This window comes from Labedella endophytica (genome assembly GCF_003990045.1).
In the GTDB taxonomy this organism is placed as follows: domain Bacteria; phylum Actinomycetota; class Actinomycetes; order Actinomycetales; family Microbacteriaceae; genus Labedella; species Labedella endophytica.
The window spans coordinates 17,575-37,235 of the sequence record NZ_RZGZ01000001.1 but is presented as its reverse complement, the minus strand read 5'-3'; the positions used below and the strand labels follow the sequence as shown (position 1 = coordinate 37,235).

Genomic DNA, 19,661 nt, shown 5'->3' with positions numbered 1-19,661 from the left:
TCACACCGCCTTCGCGTCGAGCACGACCTGGAGCACGTCGCGTGGGGCGCCGTCGAGGAGTTCGAACGCCTCGCGGCCCTGCTCGAGCGGCATCGTGTGCGAGATGAGCTCGGTCACTCGGAGTTTCCCGGAGACGGCGAGGTCCACCGCGGTGCGCTGCAGTCGGTACTCGTCCCAACGATGCCGAAGCACCGGCGCGACGCCCGAGATCTGGGAGGCGATCACGGCGACGCGGTTGTGGTGGAACTCCTCGCCGAGGCGGAGGCCCGTGCCCTCGCCCTGCATGAAGCCGGCGACGCACACACGCGAGCTGTACGCGACGGAGCGGATGGCCTCATGCATGGCCGCGTAGTTGCCGGAGACCTCGAGGCACACGTCGGCACCGAGACCGCCGGTGAGCTCGCGGATGCGCTCCGCGACGCCCCCCGCGGTGGCATCGACGACCTCGTCGGCGCCCAATTCCTTCGCGAGCTCGCGTCGGGACGCGACACCGTCGACCGCGATCACCCGCGCCCCGTTGAGTCGCGCGAGCTGCGCGACGAGTTGCCCGGGGACACCGAGCCCGAACACCGCGACGGTCTCGCCCACGTGGATGTCGGCGTCGAGGATCACGTTGAGGGCGATGGCCCCGATGTGGGAGAAGATGCCGATGCGGGGGTCCGCACCCGTCGCGAGGATGCGTTTCTCCGCGCGTTCCACCTTCTGGATCGTCTCGGTTCGGTGGCCCCACGTACCCCAGATGACGTCGCCGACGGCCACGGTCGATACATCCGATCCGACCTCGACGACCTCGCCGACCTCCTCGTAGCCCCAGCCGTTGACCGGGTACTCGAAGCTCGTCGATCCGTCGACGAACAGGCGCCGATCCTCGTCCCACCTCTTGGTGAGATACGGGTTCGTACCGCGGTAGGCCGTCAGCTCCGTTCCGGCGGAGATGCCGGAGTACAGGGTGGAGATGCGGACCTCGTCCGCCGCGAGCGTCGGCGACTCTTCGTCGACGACCTCGGCGACGCGAGGGGAGGTGAAGCTGATCATGCGACCCATGGGTGGCGGTGTCCTTTCGAGAACGGTGGTGTCGTGCGGGTGCACGGGGGAAGAGAGAGGAAGTCGGGCGCGAGAGTCGAACGGCAGGGTGGGCGGATTCGTCACCCCTTGACCGCCCCGGAGAGGAACCCCTGCGTCACCTGGCGCTGCAGGACGATGAAGAGCACGATGATCGGCAGGATCGTGATGAGCGTGCCGGCCGCGAGCGGTCCGATGTCGAGCGAGCGCCCGCCGGTGAACATGTAGAGCCCGGAGGTGAGGGGACGGAAGTCGCCTCCCGGTAGGTAGAGCAGCGGGATGAGGAAGTTGTTCCAGTTGCCGAGGAACGTGAACACGGTGAGTGCACCCATCCCCGATCGCGCGAGCGGCAGCATCACCCGGAGGAAGATCTGGAGCTCGGACGCCCCGTCCACGCGCGCGGCCTGTTCGAGCTCCACGGGGAGGTCGGAGAAGAATGCCCGCATGAAGAACGTGCCGAACGACAGCCCGCCTGACGTCAGCAGGAGCACCGCTCCGAGGAGCGTGTCCAGCAGCCCCATCGATCGCAACTGGAAGTACAGCGGGATCATGTAGGTGAAGAACGGAACGAGCAGGCCGAGGACCACGAGGTAGAAGAGCGGCGTGCGACCGCGGAACGGCAAGCGGGCGAATGTATAGCCGGCCATCGTGGAGAACACGACGACGAGGATCGTGCTCGGCACCGTCAGCAGGATGCTGTTCAACAGATAGTCGCTGAACCGCCCGACCGTCCACGCATCGATGATGTTCTGCGGCGAGATCGTGGAGAAGAACCCGAACGGATTCACCCGCACGTCCTCCGGCGTCTTGAGCGTCGTGGAGATCACGAGCAACACGGGGAAGAGCGTGAAGAGCGCGAGCACCGCGAGAAGGACGTGTCGCCCCACTTGCGGCTTCGGCTTCCGCAACCGACGCATCCGCGCAAGGTCCGTCCGCTCGTCGGTGGCGGCCGGGCGGGTGTCGGTGCGGCGCTTCGTGGCCGAGCCGAGGGTCGTGTTCGCCATCAGGCACCCGATCCGTCGAGGGAGAGCCGTCGTTGCAGACGGTTGAGGAAGACCGCGACCGGTACCGAGAGGACGGTGATGAGGAGCGCGAGCGTGGTGCCGTAGCCGATGCGGCTCAGTTCGAACGCCTGGCTGTACGCGTACGTGCCGATGGTGTTCGTGGCGCCGGCGGGGCCGCCCCCGGTCATGATGAAGATGATGTCGAAGACGCTGAACCCGCCCACGAGGGTGAGGGTCAGCACCATGAGGAACACCGGCATGATCTGCGGGAGGATCACGTACCAGAGTCGCTGCGCCGGGTTCGCGCCGTCGATCCGCGCGGCGTCGACGAGCTCGATGTCCACGTTCCGCAGCGCCGACAGCAGGATGACGATCACGAAGCCCGTGGACGCCCAGACGGCCGTGGCGAGCACCGCGTAGAGGGCGAGGTTCGGGTCGCCGAGCCATCCACGGGCGAGGTCGCCGAGCCCCACGACCGTGAGCGCCTGGTTGAGCCACCCGCTCACCGGGTCGTAGATCCAGCCCCAGACGATGCCGATGGCCACGCCGGGCAACACGTAGGGGAGGAAGAAGATGACACGGTAGGGGGAGGTCCCGGCGCGGGTGGTCCACAGGAGCACCGAGACCAGGAGTCCGATGACGAGCGGCGCCGCCGTGCCGATGATGATCCAGATGAGATTGTTACCGAGCGCGTGCCACACCTCCGGGTCGAGGAACATCTCCTGGAAGTTGGCGAGACCCACGAACTGCGGGTTGGGGTCGATCCCGTCGAAGTCCACCACCGAGTAGTAGAGCGCGTTGGCGAGCGGGAAGACGAAGAACACCACGGTCATGACGATGACCGGGGCCACGAGGATGAGCCCGAGTCGGGTCTGCGCCCGGCGGGTCACGGGCGGGGACGAGTTCACGGGCCCCTGAGAACCGCGGCGACGACGTTCGGGGGTCGTCGCCGCCGCGGCGGCCGGGAGGGATGCGGTGGTCATGGATCAGTAGTTCTTCTCGAGGTCCGCGGCCACCTGGTCGGGCTTCTTCTGGCCGGTGAGCAGTGCCTGGACCCCGTCCCACATCGCCTCGTTGAAGGTGTCGGACATGAGCACGTCGACGTTGTAGCCGAAGTCGCCCGTTCCGTCGGCGATCTTCGCCGCGTCGGCGAGGATCTGCGTGAAGAGCGGCGATGCCTCGATGTCCGTCGTGTCGACAGGGAAGGCGGGGATGCTCTGCTGCTTCTCGACCTGCCACTTGCCATGCTCCTCCGTGAGGTTCCAGTCGAGGAACTGCACTGCGGCATCCGCCTTCGCGGTGGACTTCGAGATGAAGAGCCCGGAACCGAGACCACCACTGAAGATGCCTGGCGAACCGGAGGCGGGGAAGGGCATGTAGCCGACCTCGAAGTCGACGTTGCGCTCGATGTCCTGGGCGAGCCAGCTGCCCGTCGGATTGATCGCGGCCTTGCCCGAGTAGAACAACGCGTTGGCGTTGTCGTAGGTCACGGCGGTCGCCGACGGGGTGAAGAACTCGTCGGCGTTGTAGTCGGCGAGCACGGAGAGCGCGTCGACGACCTCCGGCGAGTCCCAGGCGGCGTCGCCCGCGATGAGCTCCTCGATGGCGTCGCCGCCGATCTCGCTCGAGAGCACCATGCTCAGGAGGTGACCGCCCTGCCACCCCTCCTTGTCGCTCACCGCGAAGGGGATCACGTCGTTGTCGCGGATAGTCTCCGCCGCTGCTGTGAGGTCGTCGATCGTCTGCGGCTGCTCGATGCCGAGGTCCGCGAACAGGGTCTTGTTGTAGAACAGGCCGACGCTCTCGATCTCGTTCGGGATGCCGACGAGCTTGCCGCCGAACGTGACCCGCTCCTGCGCGAAGTCGTAGATGGGCCAGTCGTTCTCGGCGTACGCGTCGGTGAGGTCGTAGAGGAGCCCGGCCTTCTCGAGCGCGCCGGCGAAACCAGGGCCGGTGTCGTAGCCGAAGACGTCGGGCCCCTCCCCCGAGCGCAGCTGCGTCTGGAGGACGGTCCGCATGTTCTCGGAGGGGACCACGTCGAGCTTCACGGAGATCCCGGTCTCCTCCTCGAACGCTTCGAGGTCCTCCTTCACGAGGTCGAGGTCCGCAGTGTCCTCCGGCTGGCCGATCAGAAAGCGGATCGAATCCGGATCGGTGTCGCCCTGCGGGGCGCCGCCCGTGCAGGCGGAGAGGGTGAGGGCGATGATCGCCGCGGTGCCGAGCACCAGTCGTTTCCTCATTGTGACTTCCTTGTCAGCGTGTAGGAGCCCCGTCGTCGGAGCGGCTCCGTCCTTGGAGCGATTGGCCCGACTCTACAGCGCTGTAGATTTCGAAGTAAAGAGGAATCTCCAGCGCTGTAGATTTTGTGGGGGTAAATTTCTCCAGCGCTGTAGATTGCCGATAGATTGTCGGGAATCGAAGGAGGTCCCATGCACGTACGTCCACGGCTCGTCGACGTCGCGGCCCGGGCCGGGGTGTCCCAGAAGACGGTCTCGAATCTGCTGAACGGCTACCCCCATATCTCGGCGACCACCCGCGAGAAGGTCGAGGCCGCCATCAGCGAGCTCGGCTACCGACCGAATCTCTCCGCCCGCAGCATGGGGCGCGGTCGCACCGGCTTCATCGCGTTCGCCGTCCCGAGCCTCTCGAACCCGCACTTCGCCGAGCTCGCCGGACGCGTGATCAGCGCGGCGAAACGCCAACACTGGACCGTCCTCATCGAGGAGACGGGCGGGCGGAAGGTGTCCGAGGACACCGTCGTCAGCACGATGCCCTACCTCGTGGACGGCATCATCCTTCATCCCGAGTCCCTCACCGACGACGATGTGGAGGACCGCGCGCGCGACACCCCCATCGTCCTGCTCGGCGAGCGAGGCCTCGAGCTCGTCGCCGACCGTGTGGTCGCCGACAACGTCGCCGCCGCCGAGGACATCACCGAGCACCTCATCGAGACCGGCCATCGGCGCATCGCCACGGTCGGGATCCGTTCCGACGCACACCTGCAAGCGAGCCAGTTCCGCGACCAGGGGCTCCGGCTCGCACTGGCTCGCCATCGCATCCCGTTCGACGACGCCCTCGTGATCGACGTGCCCGACTACAGCCGCGCGGCCGGCGTGCTCGCCGCGCAGTCCCTCGCGAAGATGACCCCTCGGCCCGACGCCGTGCTGTGTTTCAACGCGGCCGTCGCGGCGGGCGTCCTCAGCGGACTGCACGGGCTCGGCGTCCGAGTGCCCGATGAGATCGGGGTGGCTGGGTTCGACGACATCGACGAGGCCGAGTTCACCTCGCCCCCGCTCACGACGATCGCATGGGACATCGACGGCATGGCCGAGGCTGCCGTGCGACTCCTCGCCGAGCGCTACGAATCCCGCGACCTGCCGACCCGCGACGTCACCCTGAAGCACACCCTCAAGACCCGAGCGAGCACAACGCCGCGCCGGAGCGTCTAGGGGATCCCGAGCGGGGCCGAGGGCCCGGTACGGGTGACCCGAACACCGGTCCCAGGCCCTCGCCTGCGTCACACATGGTCCTTACATGTCGAGCTCCCGAACGCCATGACTGCCGGGACCCTGCGGAGCGGTGCCAGCGTACGCTCGCCGGCAACGTGGCCTAGAGGTCGAAGGTCCCGTGGGACCGAGGACAGCCCCGTCATCTCCTGATCGGGCCCATCGAGTCACTCCGGACGCGTCGTCGAGCACGGATACACACGAACGGTCTGCTCAGGCGCGACCTGCGAGGATGAGGTTCCAGTACACCCACGGCAGGACGAAACGATCGGCGATGAAGGTGCCGCGGCTCTCCTTCGCGAGTCCCGTCCAGAACGGGATCGACGGCTTCGGCCGGTAACGGTCGTCGAACTCGGAGAGCACGACGGTCGAGCGGGAGACGGTGAACGGGCAGACGGAGTAGCCGTTGTAGACCTGCGGCAGCGGCTTCCCCGCGACGGCGGCGACGAGGTTCTTCGCGAGTACCGTCGTCTGCTGGCGGAGCGCGCCGCCCGACTTCGAGTTGATCGTCGCGGCGGCGTCACCGAGCGTCCACACGTCGGGGTAGCGCGGGTGGCGGAGCGTGAGCGAGTCCACCTCGACGAAGCCGCCCGGGTTTCCGGGGTCGGCGAGGGCGGTGGCCGCGAGCCAGTCGGGCGCAGACTGAGGCGGCACGGCGTGGAGCACGTCATACGCGATCGTCTCGCGGTCGCCAGAGACCGTTCCGTCCTGGCCCCGGTCGGGGCCGTCCTGCGGTGGAGCGTCCGCGATCGTGACGGTCTTGCCGTCCGCATCGACCTCGACGAGCTCGCGCCCGTAGTGCACCTCGATCCCGTACTCAGCGACCTTCCGTTCGAGCTCCGCGTCGATCAGCGGCATGCCGAAGAGCGTCGGGGTCGGCACGACGAGCACCACACGGATGTCACCGAGCACGCCGGCCTCGCGCCAGTGGTCGCACGCGAGGTACATCGGCTTCTGCGCGGCGCCGGAGCATGTCGCCGGGCCGGACGGCTGGGTGAAGACGACGGTGCCGCTGCGCATCGAGCGGAGCACGGGCCAGGTCTTCTTCGCGTAGTGGAATTCGTAGTTGGAGACACCGCTCGGCGACTCCATCGCCTCGACGAGGCCCGGGACGGAGCCCCAGTTCTTCTGGATTCCCGGACACACGATGAGCTGCCCATAGGTCATTGTCCGGCCGGAGGTGAGGCTGACCGTCTTCCCGTCGGGGTCGATCGTCTCCACGCGGTCACGGATCCACGTCACGCCCGCCGGGGTGACGGAGGCCTGCGGCCGCGTGGCGAGCATCGCGGGCGCGGTGCCGCCTGCCACGTGGGAGAACATCGGCTGGTAGAGGTGCGTGTCGCTCGGCTCGACGACGGCAACGTCCTCCATCCCGTAGCGGCGCAGCCGTCCGGCGACGGACAGCCCCGCGTTGCCCCCACCGATGACGAGGACGTCGTGATGCCCGCTCGAGGTGTTCGTGTCGCTCATGCGTCGTCCGCTCTGCTCATCGTGCCCGTCCTGCGACCGTACGTCGTCCGGCCGCACGTCCGGGGGGCTTTGCGCTTTCCCCGTCGGGCTGCAGGGGCGGCTCGATTCGACGGAATCGGTCCCGCGCTGAGGCGGGACCGACTCGGGGTCGGACCTCCGTCCAGCCCTGTGAGGGACGAAGATCACCTGGCGGTGGGCCGCGGGGCCGGTTCGGGACGTCCCCGCCAGCGCCTCCGGCTGACGTTATGCGACGCGGCGTCTCCTGGAAAGGGACCCGGGCATACCGGGAGAAGACTCATCGGCCGTGACGACCATGCCCCAAATGGGGAACGCCCGTGTCTTTCCGGCGGAGTCAGCGGCCGCTGAGTTGCAACGCGAGGTATGGCGCTGTCCGGCTGCCCGATGCCGCGGCCACCTCGCGCGGAGTTCCTGAGGCGACGACGCGTCCGCCCTCGTCCCCGCCGGCCGGTCCCATGTCGATGACGTGGTCGGCGGCCGCGACGACGCTCATCGAGTGCTCCACGAGCACGACGGTGTTCGCGGCGTCGACGAGGCGGCCGAGCTGCGTCACGAGCAGCTCCACGTCGGACGGGTGCAGTCCCGTCGTCGGCTCGTCGAGCAGGTAGACCGTGTGGCCGGTGCGGGCGCGCTGCAGCTCGGTCGCGAGCTTGATGCGCTGCGCCTCACCGCCCGAGAGCTGCGGCGCGGGCTGCCCGAGCCGCAGGTAGCCGAGACCCACCTGGCGGAGCGTCTCGAGACCGCGGGACGCGATGGGCACGTCGGCGAGGAACTCGGCCGCCTCGTCCACGGTGAGGCCGAGCACGTCCGCGATCGACGACCCGCGCCACGTCACCTCGAGGGTCTCGGGGTTGTAGCGGGCCCCGTGGCACTCGGGGCACGGCGCCCAGCTGCCGGGGAGGAACAGCAGCTCGACCGAGACGGAGCCCTCGCCCTGGCACACCTCGCAGCGACCGCCCACGACGTTGAACGAGAACCGGCCGGCCGTCCAGCCGCGGGCGCGCGCCTCGTCCGTCGCGGCGAAGACTTGCCGGACGGCGTCGAAGAGCCCCGTGTACGTGGCGAGGTTCGAGCGCGGGGTCCGGCCGATCGCCTTCTGGTCCACTTGCACGACGCGGCTGACGAGCGGATGCTCCGTGGCACGTTCGGCGAGGACTCGCCCGACGAGCGTCGACTTCCCGGAACCGGAGACACCCGTCACCGCGGTGAGCACACCGAGGGGCACGTCGACGTCGAGGTGGTCGAGGTTGTGCAGCGACACGTCGCGCAGCTCGAGCCAGCCGGACGGTTCGCGGGCCGGCTGCTCCTGCTCCTCCGTCTGGGACGGCTGCAGGAAGCGGCGCGTCACCGAGGAGTCGACCCCGGCGAGCCCGTCGACCGGGCCGCTGTAGAGCACGTCTCCTCCGCCCGCTCCGGCGCCCGGCCCCACGTCGACGATCCAGTCGGCGCGGCGGACGATGTCCATGTTGTGCTCGACGACGAAGACGCTGTTGCCGCCCGCGCGGAGCCCTTCGAGCACCTCGATGAGCGGCTCGGCGTCGGCGGGGTGGAGGCCGGCGCTCGGTTCGTCGAGCACGTAGACAACGCCGAAGAGACCGCTGCGCAGCTGGGTGGCGATGCGCAGGCGCTGCATCTCGCCCGGCGAGAGCGTGGGCGTCGCACGGTCGAGGCTCAGGTAGCCGAGGCCGAGGCCCGCGAGCACCTCCACACGGGCGAGCAGGTCGCTCGAGATCGCGACGGCGACCTCGCTGCCCTCGCCGGACGACGCGCGCGAGATCGCGGCGGTCGCGTGCTCGGCGGTGGCGATGGGGCGCAGTGCGTCGGCCAGCTGCGTGAGGGGCAGCCGATTGAACTCCGCGATGGTGCGGCCGGCGACCGTCACGGCGAGCGCCGCACGCGTGAGTCCGCTCCCGTGGCACAGCGAGCAGGGCCCGGATTCGACGAACTGCATGACCTTGTTCCGGGCGCTCTCGCTCTGCGAATCGGCGAGGGTGTGCATGACGAACTGACGCGCGCTCCAGAACTTCCCCTTGTACGGCTTCGCGACGCGGTCGCGCTGCGGTGTCACCTCGACGACGGGCTGCTCCTCGGTGAAGAGGAGCCAGTCGCGGTCCGCTCGGGACAACTCCCGCCAGGGGCGCTCGATGTCGTAGCCGAGTCCGGCAGTGACGTCGCGGAGGTTCTTGCCCTGCCAGGCCCCGGGCCACGCGGTGATCGCGCCGTCGCGGATGCTGAGCGAATCGTCCCGAACCGCCAGTTCCTCCGTCACCTCATGGGCGACGCCGAGCCCGTGGCAGCGGGGGCACGCGCCGGCGACGGTGTTCGGGGAGAAGGAGTCGGATTCGAGGCGCTCCGCCCCGTCCGGGTATGTGCCTGCCCGCGAGTAGAGCATCCGCGTGGAGTTGGAGAGCGTCGTGAGCGTGCCGACGGTCGAGCGGGAGCTCGGCGCGCCGCGCCGCTGCTGCAGCGCGACCGCCGGCGGGAGCCCGGTGATGGATTCGACGTGCGGGGTGTTGCCCTGCGCGATGAGTCGGCGAGCGTACGGCGCGACGGACTCGAGGAACCGACGCTGTGCCTCCGCGAAGATCGTGCCGAACGCGAGCGATGTCTTCCCTGAGCCGGACACCCCGGTGAAGGCGACGATGCTGTCGCGCGGCACGTCCACGTTCACGTCGCGCAGGTTGTTCTCACTCGCGCCGCGGACGCGGATGAACCCGGGACGAATCGCGTCCGTGTCTGTTCCTGCCACCACGTCTGCGCTCACGCCGCGCCCCGCGCCGGCGCCCGACGGCGATCCCGCGGGGTCGACGGACGTGGACGAGGTAGCGCGATTTCCGGGAGTGGGCATTCGACCGAGCCTACCCGCGACACCTGCACGAACGCGGGTGCTTGCCATCCGCCCAGCGGTCCGCCCTTACCTCCCCTGAGGTGTCGCCTTCTGTTGCCATCCGCACCTTCCGCTCCTCCCTCCACGGCTTCGTCCTCTACGAGACCGCGGGCGCGTTCCAGTGGGGCGCCGACGTGGACCGGAGCTTCGACCGCCTCGTCCGCGGCTTCGTCGGCTCCCTCGACCGGTGGGCCGAGGACGCTGCCCCTCGCGACGACTCAGCCGGAAAGGGACGCGAGACTCACCGATAGCGAAGATGGTTCGCCATACTCGGAGCATGGCGTCGACGTGGCAGTGGCAACGAGTACCGCGACGCTTCTTCGTGCTCTTCGCGATCTGGGCGGCTCTCCTCGTCACGAGTATCGTCGTCGCGATCATGGGCGAATGGGACGCGTGGTGGCCCTGGCTCAGTCGGCTTTCCATCCCACTGAACCTCGCGACTCTCGTCGTCACCTTCCGGCACATGTGGACCATCTCCGAGCCACGGCGCACGCGTTCGTCTTCACCCGAGATTCCTGACGGCGACTCAGCCGAGCGAGAGACAAACCACTAGCCCATACGAGCCTGCCGGGCACCTGCGTCGCCCGTCGGCCGTGAGGGGCTCGTGTCAGATTCAGGAAGCGTCGCGGTGCGGCCGACGCGACGCCTCTGCCTCGACGGCATCCCGAGACGCACTGGACGACTGCAACTGCGACACACGCCCGGGCGAGATGCCCAAGAGTCGCGCGATATCGCGCACCGAGTGGCGCTCTGCGGCGAGAAGGACGATCTGCTCGCGAGTGCGCTCGGCAAGCGCACGAGCGTGTACGTCGGCTTCCGCCCGAAGAGCGCCGACGGCCGCTGCGGTACGGACGGCGTCGGAGGCCCCCGAGTAGTCCCAGTCGAGTTCGAGAGCAGGTTCCGTACCGTCGGGAAGGTTTTCGACGAGTGCGATGACCTCACGAACGGCGGCGTCGAGCGACGGCAGGTTGCCGGCATAGGTGTGGGCCCCGTCCAGATCGACCACATCCGCGATCCACTGACCGTGCTCACGCGTGACCTTCACTGAGTAGCTCATCGCAGCCATCCCTTCCCGAAGACCGGCTCGAGGTCTCGTTGAATCTTGCTCAGCAGACCCTTCGGTATGTCACCGGAGTGCTGCGGAACGGTCGTGTGGCCCTTCACCCCGTTGAACTCCGCCTCGAAGAAGAGGTGAGAGCCGCGCTGCCGAAGAGGCCGCCCGCCCAGCTTCTCGATCCTGCGATTCACCTCGTACGCCCTCATCCTCGCAGTTTAGGTAGTGAACATCTAGTGTTGAGCGACTAAACGCAAACCTGTGGAGAGCGTCGCGCCCAAGCCCGGTCTCGACTCTGCCACCGTGTCAGCCACCACGATGGGGTCATGACCGAGTCCCCGAACCTCATGACGATCGGTCGGTTCAGCTCCCTGACCCGACTGTCGGTGCGGATGCTGCGGCACTACGACTCCCACGGAGTACTGGTGCCTGCGGACATCGATCCGTCGACCGGGTACCGGCGCTACGCGCCGCATCAGCTCGCCGACGCAGCCGATATCCGCACGCTCCGCGATGTGGGGTTCGGCGTCTCCGCCATCGGCATCCTCCTTGCTGCCCGCGGCACCCCGGCCTGGTCTCACGCCCTGCAGCTGCAGCGCGAGAGCCTGACCGAGGATCTGCACGCAGCCCAGGCGCGGGTGTCCATGATCACTCGATTGCTCGACTCTGGAGAAGAGAACATGTCCATCACCATCAACCGCACCGTCGTCCCCGCCCTGTCCGTCGTCACCCTTCGCGGCACGGTTCCGACCTACCGGGACGAGCATCAGCTCTGGGACCGGCTCCTGCCGATGCTCACCGCTCAATCCGTCACGCCCATCGGCCCGTGCGGCGTCATCGAGCACGACGACCAGTTCACCGAGCGCGACGTCGACCTGTCGATCTTCCTCCCCATCGCACCCGGCACCCGCGTCGAGGCGCCACTGGCGATTCTCGAGCTGCCCGAGCGCGACTGCCTCGTCGCGCAGGTGCGGGGCTCCTACGACCAGATCAGCGAGGCGCACGACCTCATCAACGCGCGAATCGCGTCGGAAAACCTGACCGTCCGGAACGACGACACGATCGCCAGCAAGGCGTTCAATCGGTACCTGACAACGCCGGATCAGGTCAGCGAGGACGAATTCCTCACCGAGGTCTACGAGCCACTCGCCTGAGACGGGTCGGCGGCTCATGAAGACTCGGAGCGCAACTGACCGCAGTCCGACCGCGCGAGTACCCTGAAACCATGTCCACTCTCAGTCCCGATTCGGTCGCGGTACGTGAGCTCGTGGCCGCGCACCGGGACGAGCTGGACGCCGTTCTGCGGAAATACGGCGCGACGAATCCGCGCCTCTTCGGATCGATGGCAAGCGGCGACGCTGAGGACCAGAGCGACATCGATCTGATGGTGGACCTCCTGCCAGACGAGCGAGACAGCGAACTCCTGAGGATCAGCGGCCTCACCGTCGGACTCACCCGGATCCTGGGGCGTCCCGTCGATGTCGTCGTTCCGGGCCTCCTGCGCGCACCCGTCTCACACACCGCGATGAGAGAAGCGATCCCTCTGTAAGGCAGATTCAAGCTCCCTAGAGGCCGCCGAGTCGACGCTCCCTCGACGTGGATGGCCAGCCCGCAAGCGACTGTCGATATTCTGTGGCCTCCGCAGATTCCGAGAACTCGAGGATGTTGCCCACCTTTTCGAGGAGCACATCACGAACTTCGGCAGGGCTCGCAAAGAAGAACTCCTTGCGGGAGTTCGCTTGATTCAACGCGCGGTGAGCAAAGTGCTTGTGGAGCTCGTTCTCGAGCGTGACAGCATCCTCGGAAAAGAAGAGCGTGTGGGTGTCAAAACGGAACGGAACCGACGCGCCACTGAGCTCACTGATGCGTTCGGTCGGCGCCAGTCGTCGAGTCAGGCCGATCTTCACGACGTCGCGGCCAAAAGCACCTTCGTTGGAGATGACGTAGATGTAGCCAGCGCGGATGTTGGCGGCCCGGAAGTCATTCTCGACGATAGCCTCATCAACCTCACTGAGCCTGCGAAGGAGATCCTCATCCGTTTGCCCCTGCGATTCGAGAGCAGCGAGGGCGTTGAGAAGGTGAGCCCGTTCTTTGTCGAGGCGACCCCTCTCATCGTCGAGTTCCTTCTGGACCCGCTGTTCTTCGCGAAGTCGGGCACGTTCTTCACGAGCCTCTTCGCGTTCCACCTGCTTCATCATGAGCCAATCCGCAGTGAGCTCAACCTCCTCCTCCCTGAGGCGGTGATACGCGTCACTGATGCGCATCTCCATGAGCGCACCTAGCCTTGCAATTGACGCACGAGAGGTCTCGAGCCGGCGCTTTGCCGTGATCGCGTTGCCCGCACGTAGCGTTCGGATCGCGTTGTCTGCCTCGGAGTTGTAAGCACGGAGCATCAACTTGGCGAGGTCCGACGTCATTCTTCGACCCTGCGCCAGCGAGTTATTGAAGGTGAACAGCTCCGACTTCTCGATCGCTCGCTCCTCTCGGACGACGGTCGCTATCGCAGCTTCTATCTCCTTGAGGCGGTCCTGGTACGCCGCCGCAGTTTCCAACGGGTGGTGGAATCGATAGATGCCGACCTCCTGCAGCACCCGGGCATCGTCAAGGTCGACTAGACCGCCCGATTGGGAGTTTGCGAGCCGCTCTCTGAGCGCGGCATTTTCACGTTCAAGTTCGACGACTCGGTCGATTGGTGCTTCGGCAGCCGCATCGTCGGTGGTTGGAGCATCCACCTGAGCATCATCTGCGACATCACTGGAGACGTTGGCGCCCTCCGATCCACCCACTTCAATCCACAGCACCCACCCCTGCGGAACGGCTGGCCACGACGGTTCCGGCTTCCATCCAGAGGGAGGTCGCCATCCCGCCGGAGGCTTCGGCCATCCAGGAGGAGGATTGAAGATCATCTCCGGCAACTCAGTCATACCTTTCGAACACCGCCGGGAGTGATCGCTGCCAAGGAGAACGGATTCTTCGACACGACGGCACCGAGGTGCTCCAAGGTTGCCGATGGCACAACAGCGGACAGATCAAGCTCCATGAACAGGTCACGCGTCACGGCTGCAGCCACGAAGGGGACGTAAGTCTCTCGGCCGGTGGCCGGATTGGTCGTCTCTGTGCCGAGTTCCAATGAGATAGCTCGAATGAGGCCCCGGCGGTCGGCTTCGAAGATCTCGTGCATGCTGCGGAGCGCCACGTTGTGGACGACTCCGGAGTATCGCTCCTTCAGATCCTTCTGCGGCAACGGCGACGACGTTACTTCGTCGGAGGCTCGCACGTAGCGATACGCCTTGACCGTGGGCACTTTGTCCGGGCCCGGGATAGAGACGCGGAGGCTCAGCTCGGCAGATGACGGATCGAAGACGGCCGAGTGCGAAACCGGGAACCATTCGGGGTACACCGAGTTCGCGAGGACGATGCTCACGTATTCCTGAACTGCGTCCACCGCACCGTATGCCAGGCCCGAGATCAGCTCGTCAAGTTCGGCGTTCTGCGCGGCTGCCGCGGCATCCCGCTCAGCGGATTCTTGTGCGTACCTTGTCTCTACTCGAGAAAACTCAAGCTGGCGCTGTTTTTCTGCGGCGGCATACTGGTCCGCCTGCGCTGCACGCCGTTGCGGAAGGGATGCCGTGGCGGCTTGCCAGACGTAATAGTCCTGCGCGTACTGATGTGCTGCGGCGGCCTGCGCGTCGGCCCACTTCTTCTTCTTGCCAAAAAGCCCGGTGGGCGCCGCGGGCTGGTGCTGCACTGGAAGAGGAGGGTCGGGGATGGGCGCGGGTACCGGAAGAGGCGCACGAAGATCGGGCCGAGGGAAGGCAGGGTGTTGCACTCGCACGCGAAGTTGCTCGAGATCTACGAAGTCGTCGACCGCGAGAGTCGCGGAGAGAAGCCCATCGATCTCGGCATACTGCTCTTGTAGATCAGCGTTCCGCTGTTCGACGCCAGCTTGCATAGCGGCGACGTACGCTGCGATTGCTTCCTTCTCGAGCCGCTTGCGATCCGCCTCCGACGCTCGCGTCGCCGCAGCCTGCGCACGCTCGGCCGCTCGGTTCGCCTGCTCTACTGCACGGCGCCGCGCCTCGTACTCCCGCGATGCCGCGCGCTGTCGCTGCTCAGCAAGCTTCGCCTGATGCTGCATCTCCGCCAAGAATCCGCGACGAGCCATCTAATTTCCCCTTTGATTGGCCACATCCTATGCGTCTGCATAGACCATGTGACACCTACCCCATTGTGGCGTCCACGGGACAATCAGGCCAGCAGCACACCGACGGGCTGTATCCGCGTCAGCCCCGCTTGGGGGAATGAACACTCGACCCCTACTCCATAGGCTTCACCCCATGCCCTTGAGCTTCGTCGCCATCGATTTCGAGACCGCCAACTTCGATCGCGGCTCCGTCTGCGCCGTCGGGCTGACGAAGGTCACGGACGGCCGAGTGGTCGCCACCGACTCCTGGTTCGTCAATCCACCGACCGGCTTGGACTTCACGAACACGTACATCCACGGCATTGGGCCGGAACATGTCGCGGATGCGCCGTCTTGGCCTCTGATGCTGGAGCACATCGGACGCTACTCCGGAGGACTCCCGCTCGTCGCCTACAGCCCATTCGACAAGGGTGTCTACAACGCCGCGAATCGGCTCACCGGAACCGCGGACGCCGGCCTCGAGTTCCGAGACGCGCTCGCGGTGGTCCGGCACCACTGCAAGCTCCCCAGCCACAGACTCCCTCTCGTGGTCGAGCACTTCGGCCTCCCCGACTTCAACCACCACGAAGCCGGCGCCGACTCGCTCGCGTGCGCTCTCATCACTCTGCGAGTGGCCGAGGAGCGAGGCGCAGAGACCCTGGACGCCCTGTTCGAGTCGATGCCTTCCCGCATTCGCACCCGCGTCGGCGCGTACACGAAGAAGTCCGATCTCCCACAGGCGAGTATCTCGGCAGATCCGGCCCATCCGCTGTTCGGCGAAGTGGTGTGCTTCTCGGGCGATCTCGACAGCTACTCGCGCACGAAGGCCCAGGACATCGTCGCCTCGTACGGCGCGAGTATCTCGGGGGGCGTCACGAAGAAGACGACCCTCGTCGTGATGGGCGGGTTCGATCCCGCCACGCTTCGTCCCGGCGCCACGCTGAGTTCGAAAATCCTGAAGGCGCAGGAGCTTGCATCCAAGGGCCAGTCCGTGGAGATCGTCACCGAGCAGACGTTCTTGGAGATCCTGGCGTACTGAACGAGCACTCTCACGGTGCCCAGTGAGAGCACCGTCACGCAATTGGGCCCGGACCGTGATCTCAAGCCTCTTGCGAACCCATTACATCGATGTAATGCTATCCTCAATCCGGTCGATACAAGTCACGAAGGAGTGACATGAATCCCTCACCTCAACTCTCGCGACGGCAGATGCTCGCGGGGACGGCAGCGGCCTTAGCCGGCACCGCCTTCCTCTCGGGCTGCGCCCCAACTCTCGGCGGCTCGCCCACCGCGCAGACGCTGCAGTTCTGGCATCTGCTCTCCGGCGGCGACGGCGTGACGATGTCGGGGCTCCTCGACACCGCCAACGCCTCCCAGAACGCCTACGCCGTGCGCCCCACGGTGCTCGCCTGGGGCACGCCGTACTACACGAAGCTCGCCATGGCGGCGGCGGGCGGGCGCGCCCCCGACGTCGCGATCATGCACGCGACGCGCGTCGCGGGCTACGCCCCCGGCGGCCTCCTCGACCCGTGGGACACGGACAAGCTCGCGTCCCTCGGCGTCGACGAGTCGACGTTCCCCGCCCCCATCTGGGAGAAGGGCAACGCGGGTGGCAGCCTCTACAGCGTCGCCCTCGACGCCCACCCGTTCGTGATGATGTTCAACACCGACATCTGCGACGCGGCAGGCGTGCTCGACAGCGACGGCAACCTCAACGCCACCTCGAGCCCCGAGGAGTTCGTCGACCTGTCGCGCGAGGTCGCCGCGGCTGCGGGAGGCCACGCGCTCTCCTTCGGCTACCTCGGTGACGGCGCGCAGATGTGGCGCCTCTTCTACACGCTCTACACGCAGCACGGCCTCGAGATGGAGACGCCCGAGGGCGGGAAGAGCGTGCTGGACGACGACGCCGCCATCGAGTCGCTCACCTACATGCAGACGCTCCTCGACGGTGAGATCGCGGCGGCCCAGTCCGATTACGGCACCGCCGTCGCCGAGTTCGCCACCGGCAAGAGCGGCATGCTCCTCACCGGCGTGTGGGAGCTGCGCACCATCCAGGCCGCTGGCTTCGACTTCAACGCCTCCCGCATCCCCACCCTCTACGGCACGGACGCGGTCTACGCGGACTCGCACTCCTTCGTGCTCCCCCACCAGGCGAACCCGGACGAGGAGAAGCGGGAGCTCACATACGAGTTCGTCGCCGACCTCCTCAAGGGCTCGTTCGACTGGGCGGAGGCCGGCCACATCCCGGCCTACCTGCCCGTCACCGAATCGCCCGACTACGCCGACCTCGTGCCCCAGGCGAACTACGCCGACGCCGCCGAATTCGTGCGCTACGACCCGGAGGCCTGGTTCACGGGATCCGGCTCCAACTTCCAGAGCGAGTTCGGTGCCGCCGTGCAGGGCGTGCTCCTGAACGGCAACGACCCCGCCGCCGCCATCACGGACTTCCGCCGCCGCGTCGACGGGCTCCTCGCCAAACCGAACCCCGCCGACCCCGAAGGGACGTTCGGATCATGAGCACCGCACCCCAGACCGCTCGCGCCACCGGCACGGGACCCGCCACCGGCGCAACGACGCGCTCCATCGTCACCGGCTCGAGCCAGCCCGGACGCCGCAGCTCCGGCGGGCGCCGCGAGCAGCTCGTGACCTGGGCGTTCCTCGCCCCGTTCATGATCGCCTTCATCCTCTTCCTCGTGTGGCCGATCATCCACGGCATCTACCTGAGCTTCACCGACCAGTCCCTCACGGGTACCGGCGGCGGCTTCGTCGGCATCGCGAACTACGCCGAGGCGCTCTCCGACCCCACGATGTGGCGTTCGATGGGCAACACGCTGTGGTTCACCGTGCTCTCCACGGTGCCGCTCGTTCTCATCGCGCTCCTCATGGCCGTGCTCGTCGACCGCGGCATCCCCGGCCAGTGGCTGTGGCGGCTGTCGTTCTTCATGCCGTTCCTGCTCGCCTCCACCGTGATCTCGCAGATCTGGGTGTGGATCTTCAACCCGCAGATCGGAGCGGCGAACGCGATCCTCGCGAACTTCGGGATCGAGCCCATCGCGTGGCTGCAGAACGCCGACACCAACATGTACGCGATCGTCATCGCGACCGTGTGGTGGACCATCGGCTTCAACTTCCTGCTCTACCTCGCGGCCCTGCAGAACATCCCGGCGCAGCAGTACGAGGCCGCATCGCTCGACGGCGCCGGCCCGTGGCGCCAGCTCTGGTCCATCACGATCCCGCAGCTCGGCCCGGCCACGGTGCTCATCGTGATGCTGCAGGTGCTCGCCTCGCTCAAGCTCTTCGACCAGGCGTACCAGATGCTCGGCGGAGTCTCGAGCGACACCACCCGGTCCATCGTGCAGTACATGTACGAAGCCGGATTCGTGGGATACCGGTTCGGCTTCTCCGCCGCCATCTCCTACATCTTCTTCGCCCTGATCGTCATCATCGGCGTCGCCCAGGCGACCGTCGTCTCCCGGAGGAGGAACCTGCGATGACCGCCACCGCAACCCGCAGCGTCACCGTCCCTGTCACCAAAGAGAAGGCCCACCCGCGCAAGCCGGGCGACCGACCCTTCGGCCCCTTGCGCATCGCCGCGTTCCTCGTCCTCCTGCTCATGGCCATCGGCTGGCTGCTCCCGTTCCTCTGGGCGGTCGCCACGGCGTTCAAGACGGAGAACGACGCCGCCTCCGGCGCCCCCACCTGGATCGGCGAGAGCGGACCCACCGCCGAGGCGTTCACCGCGATCCTGTCGCAGGGAAACGTCTGGCTGTGGGCCTGGAACAGCCTCGCGACGTCGATCGCGATCACCGCGATCACGCTCGCGATCTCGGCCCTCGCGGCCTACGCGTTCTCGCGCCTCGACTTCAAGGGTCGCAAGTGGTTGTTCGCGATCGTGATCGCGGGGATCGTCGTGCCGCCGCAGGCGCTCATCATCCCGCTCTTCTACCAGATGCTCGCGTTCAACCTCGTGGACACGTACTGGGGCCTCATCCTGCCCCAGGTGGTGGTGCCGGCGATGGTGTTCATCCTCAAGCAGTTCTTCGACGGTGTGCCGATCGAGCTCGAGGACGCCGCTCGCGTGGACGGCGCCGGACGGTTCCGCATCTTCTGGTCGATCGTCCTGCCGCTGTCGCGTCCGATCCTCGCGGCCGTCGCGATCTTCGTGTTCATCGGCGCCTGGAACAACTTCCTGTGGCCGTTCCTCGTGATCAACGACACGACGCTCATGACCCTGCCCGTTGGACTGCAGACCGTCATCAGCGCCTACGGCGTGCAGTACGCCCAGGTCATGGCCCAGGCTGTGCTCGCCGCGCTGCCGCTCATCGCCGTGTTCCTCGTGTTCCAGAAGCAGATCGTGAAGGGCGTCGCCACCACGGGCTTCGGCGGCCAGTAGCCGCTCGTTCGTCTCTGGGTCGGCGGGAACAGGATCGGCGCGGGCACCCGCCCGCGCCGATCCGTCGTCCGCGCGCCACACACC

The 19,661-nt window shown here is 67.0% G+C and carries 18 protein-coding genes; 8 read left to right on the top strand and 10 right to left on the bottom strand.

Translation table 11 applies throughout. The annotated features are described in order from the left end of the window. The 4 genes from ELQ94_RS00155 to ELQ94_RS00140 all read right to left on the bottom strand — a co-directional run bounded on the left by ELQ94_RS00155 (position 1) and on the right by ELQ94_RS00140 (position 4,306). Entirely contained in the window at positions 1 to 1,044 is a 1,044-nt protein-coding gene (locus tag ELQ94_RS00155; RefSeq protein ID WP_127046002.1) for a zinc-dependent alcohol dehydrogenase, read from the bottom strand. A 101-nt stretch (positions 1,045 to 1,145) separates the two neighbouring features. Continuing rightward, entirely contained in the window at positions 1,146 to 2,066 is a 921-nt protein-coding gene (locus tag ELQ94_RS00150) for a carbohydrate ABC transporter permease (protein WP_127046000.1), read from the bottom strand. After that, a complete protein-coding gene (locus ELQ94_RS00145; protein WP_127045997.1) occupies positions 2,066 to 3,049 on the bottom strand; it encodes a carbohydrate ABC transporter permease in 984 nt (327 codons plus the stop codon). The genes ELQ94_RS00150 and ELQ94_RS00145 overlap by 1 nt, the downstream gene beginning before the upstream one ends. A gap of 3 nt (positions 3,050 to 3,052) precedes the next feature. Continuing rightward, positions 3,053 to 4,306 (bottom strand): ABC transporter substrate-binding protein, encoded by a 1,254-nt coding sequence (locus ELQ94_RS00140; RefSeq protein ID WP_127045995.1) that lies wholly within the window; start codon positions 4,304 to 4,306, stop codon positions 3,053 to 3,055. Between the two features lie 189 nt (positions 4,307 to 4,495). On the opposite strand from ELQ94_RS00140, the gene ELQ94_RS00135 reads away from it, so the two are divergent. Then, positions 4,496 to 5,515 carry a LacI family DNA-binding transcriptional regulator gene (locus ELQ94_RS00135; protein WP_127045994.1) on the top strand — a complete coding sequence of 340 codons (1,020 nt, stop codon included), beginning with the start codon at positions 4,496 to 4,498 and terminating at the stop codon, positions 5,513 to 5,515. 270 nt (positions 5,516 to 5,785) lie between these two features. Here ELQ94_RS00135 and ELQ94_RS00130 read toward each other — a convergent pair whose 3' ends face one another. After that, on the bottom strand, positions 5,786 to 7,042 hold the full coding sequence (locus ELQ94_RS00130; protein WP_127045992.1) for an NAD(P)/FAD-dependent oxidoreductase: 1,257 nt from the start codon (positions 7,040 to 7,042) through the stop codon (positions 5,786 to 5,788). 352 nt (positions 7,043 to 7,394) lie between these two features. Next, complete coding sequence (locus ELQ94_RS00125; protein WP_127045990.1) at positions 7,395 to 9,908, bottom strand: ATP-binding cassette domain-containing protein; 2,514 nt, start codon at positions 9,906 to 9,908, stop codon at positions 7,395 to 7,397. A gap of 80 nt (positions 9,909 to 9,988) precedes the next feature. Between ELQ94_RS00125 and ELQ94_RS00120 the strand changes: the two genes are divergently transcribed. Beyond that, positions 9,989 to 10,198, top strand: a complete 210-nt coding sequence (locus tag ELQ94_RS00120; protein WP_127045988.1) for a TetR-like C-terminal domain-containing protein — start codon at positions 9,989 to 9,991, stop codon at positions 10,196 to 10,198. 362 nt (positions 10,199 to 10,560) lie between these two features. Here the strand turns inward: ELQ94_RS00120 and ELQ94_RS00115 are convergent, their stop codons facing one another. Beyond that, a complete protein-coding gene (locus ELQ94_RS00115) occupies positions 10,561 to 11,004 on the bottom strand; it encodes a helix-turn-helix domain-containing protein (protein ID WP_166404604.1) in 444 nt (147 codons plus the stop codon). Continuing rightward, positions 11,001 to 11,210 carry a type II toxin-antitoxin system HicA family toxin gene (locus ELQ94_RS00110; RefSeq protein ID WP_127045984.1) on the bottom strand — a complete coding sequence of 70 codons (210 nt, stop codon included), beginning with the start codon at positions 11,208 to 11,210 and terminating at the stop codon, positions 11,001 to 11,003. Before ELQ94_RS00110 ends, ELQ94_RS00115 begins: the two co-directional genes overlap by 4 nt. 117 nt (positions 11,211 to 11,327) lie before the next feature. On the opposite strand from ELQ94_RS00110, the gene ELQ94_RS00105 reads away from it, so the two are divergent. Both ELQ94_RS00105 and ELQ94_RS00100 read left to right on the top strand, forming a co-directional pair. Further along, positions 11,328 to 12,155: a MerR family transcriptional regulator gene (locus ELQ94_RS00105; protein ID WP_127045982.1), complete on the top strand. Its 828-nt coding sequence runs from the start codon at positions 11,328 to 11,330 to the stop codon at positions 12,153 to 12,155. A gap of 71 nt (positions 12,156 to 12,226) precedes the next feature. Further along, the gene (locus ELQ94_RS00100) at positions 12,227 to 12,550 is read left to right on the top strand and encodes a nucleotidyltransferase family protein (protein ID WP_127045980.1); all 324 of its coding nucleotides are present in this window, start codon (positions 12,227 to 12,229) and stop codon (positions 12,548 to 12,550) included. 16 nt (positions 12,551 to 12,566) lie between these two features. Here the strand turns inward: ELQ94_RS00100 and ELQ94_RS00095 are convergent, their stop codons facing one another. Further along, on the bottom strand, positions 12,567 to 13,925 hold the full coding sequence (locus ELQ94_RS00095; RefSeq protein ID WP_127045978.1) for an SNIPE associated domain-containing protein: 1,359 nt from the start codon (positions 13,923 to 13,925) through the stop codon (positions 12,567 to 12,569). Then, positions 13,922 to 15,166 carry a hypothetical protein gene (locus ELQ94_RS00090; RefSeq protein WP_208007471.1) on the bottom strand — a complete coding sequence of 415 codons (1,245 nt, stop codon included), beginning with the start codon at positions 15,164 to 15,166 and terminating at the stop codon, positions 13,922 to 13,924. Before ELQ94_RS00090 ends, ELQ94_RS00095 begins: the two co-directional genes overlap by 4 nt. A 172-nt stretch (positions 15,167 to 15,338) precedes the next feature. On the opposite strand from ELQ94_RS00090, the gene ELQ94_RS00085 reads away from it, so the two are divergent. From ELQ94_RS00085 to ELQ94_RS00070, 4 genes are all read left to right on the top strand, one after another. Continuing rightward, entirely contained in the window at positions 15,339 to 16,223 is an 885-nt protein-coding gene (locus ELQ94_RS00085) for an exonuclease domain-containing protein (protein ID WP_166404603.1), read from the top strand. A 137-nt stretch (positions 16,224 to 16,360) separates the two neighbouring features. Then, positions 16,361 to 17,701 carry an extracellular solute-binding protein gene (locus ELQ94_RS00080; RefSeq protein ID WP_127045974.1) on the top strand — a complete coding sequence of 447 codons (1,341 nt, stop codon included), beginning with the start codon at positions 16,361 to 16,363 and terminating at the stop codon, positions 17,699 to 17,701. Continuing rightward, complete coding sequence (locus ELQ94_RS00075; protein WP_127045972.1) at positions 17,698 to 18,678, top strand: carbohydrate ABC transporter permease; 981 nt, start codon at positions 17,698 to 17,700, stop codon at positions 18,676 to 18,678. Before ELQ94_RS00080 ends, ELQ94_RS00075 begins: the two co-directional genes overlap by 4 nt. Beyond that, positions 18,675 to 19,577, top strand: coding sequence for a carbohydrate ABC transporter permease (locus ELQ94_RS00070; RefSeq protein WP_127045970.1), 903 nt, complete (start codon positions 18,675 to 18,677; stop codon positions 19,575 to 19,577). The genes ELQ94_RS00075 and ELQ94_RS00070 overlap by 4 nt, the downstream gene beginning before the upstream one ends. Positions 19,578 to 19,661: the final 84 nt, after the last annotated feature.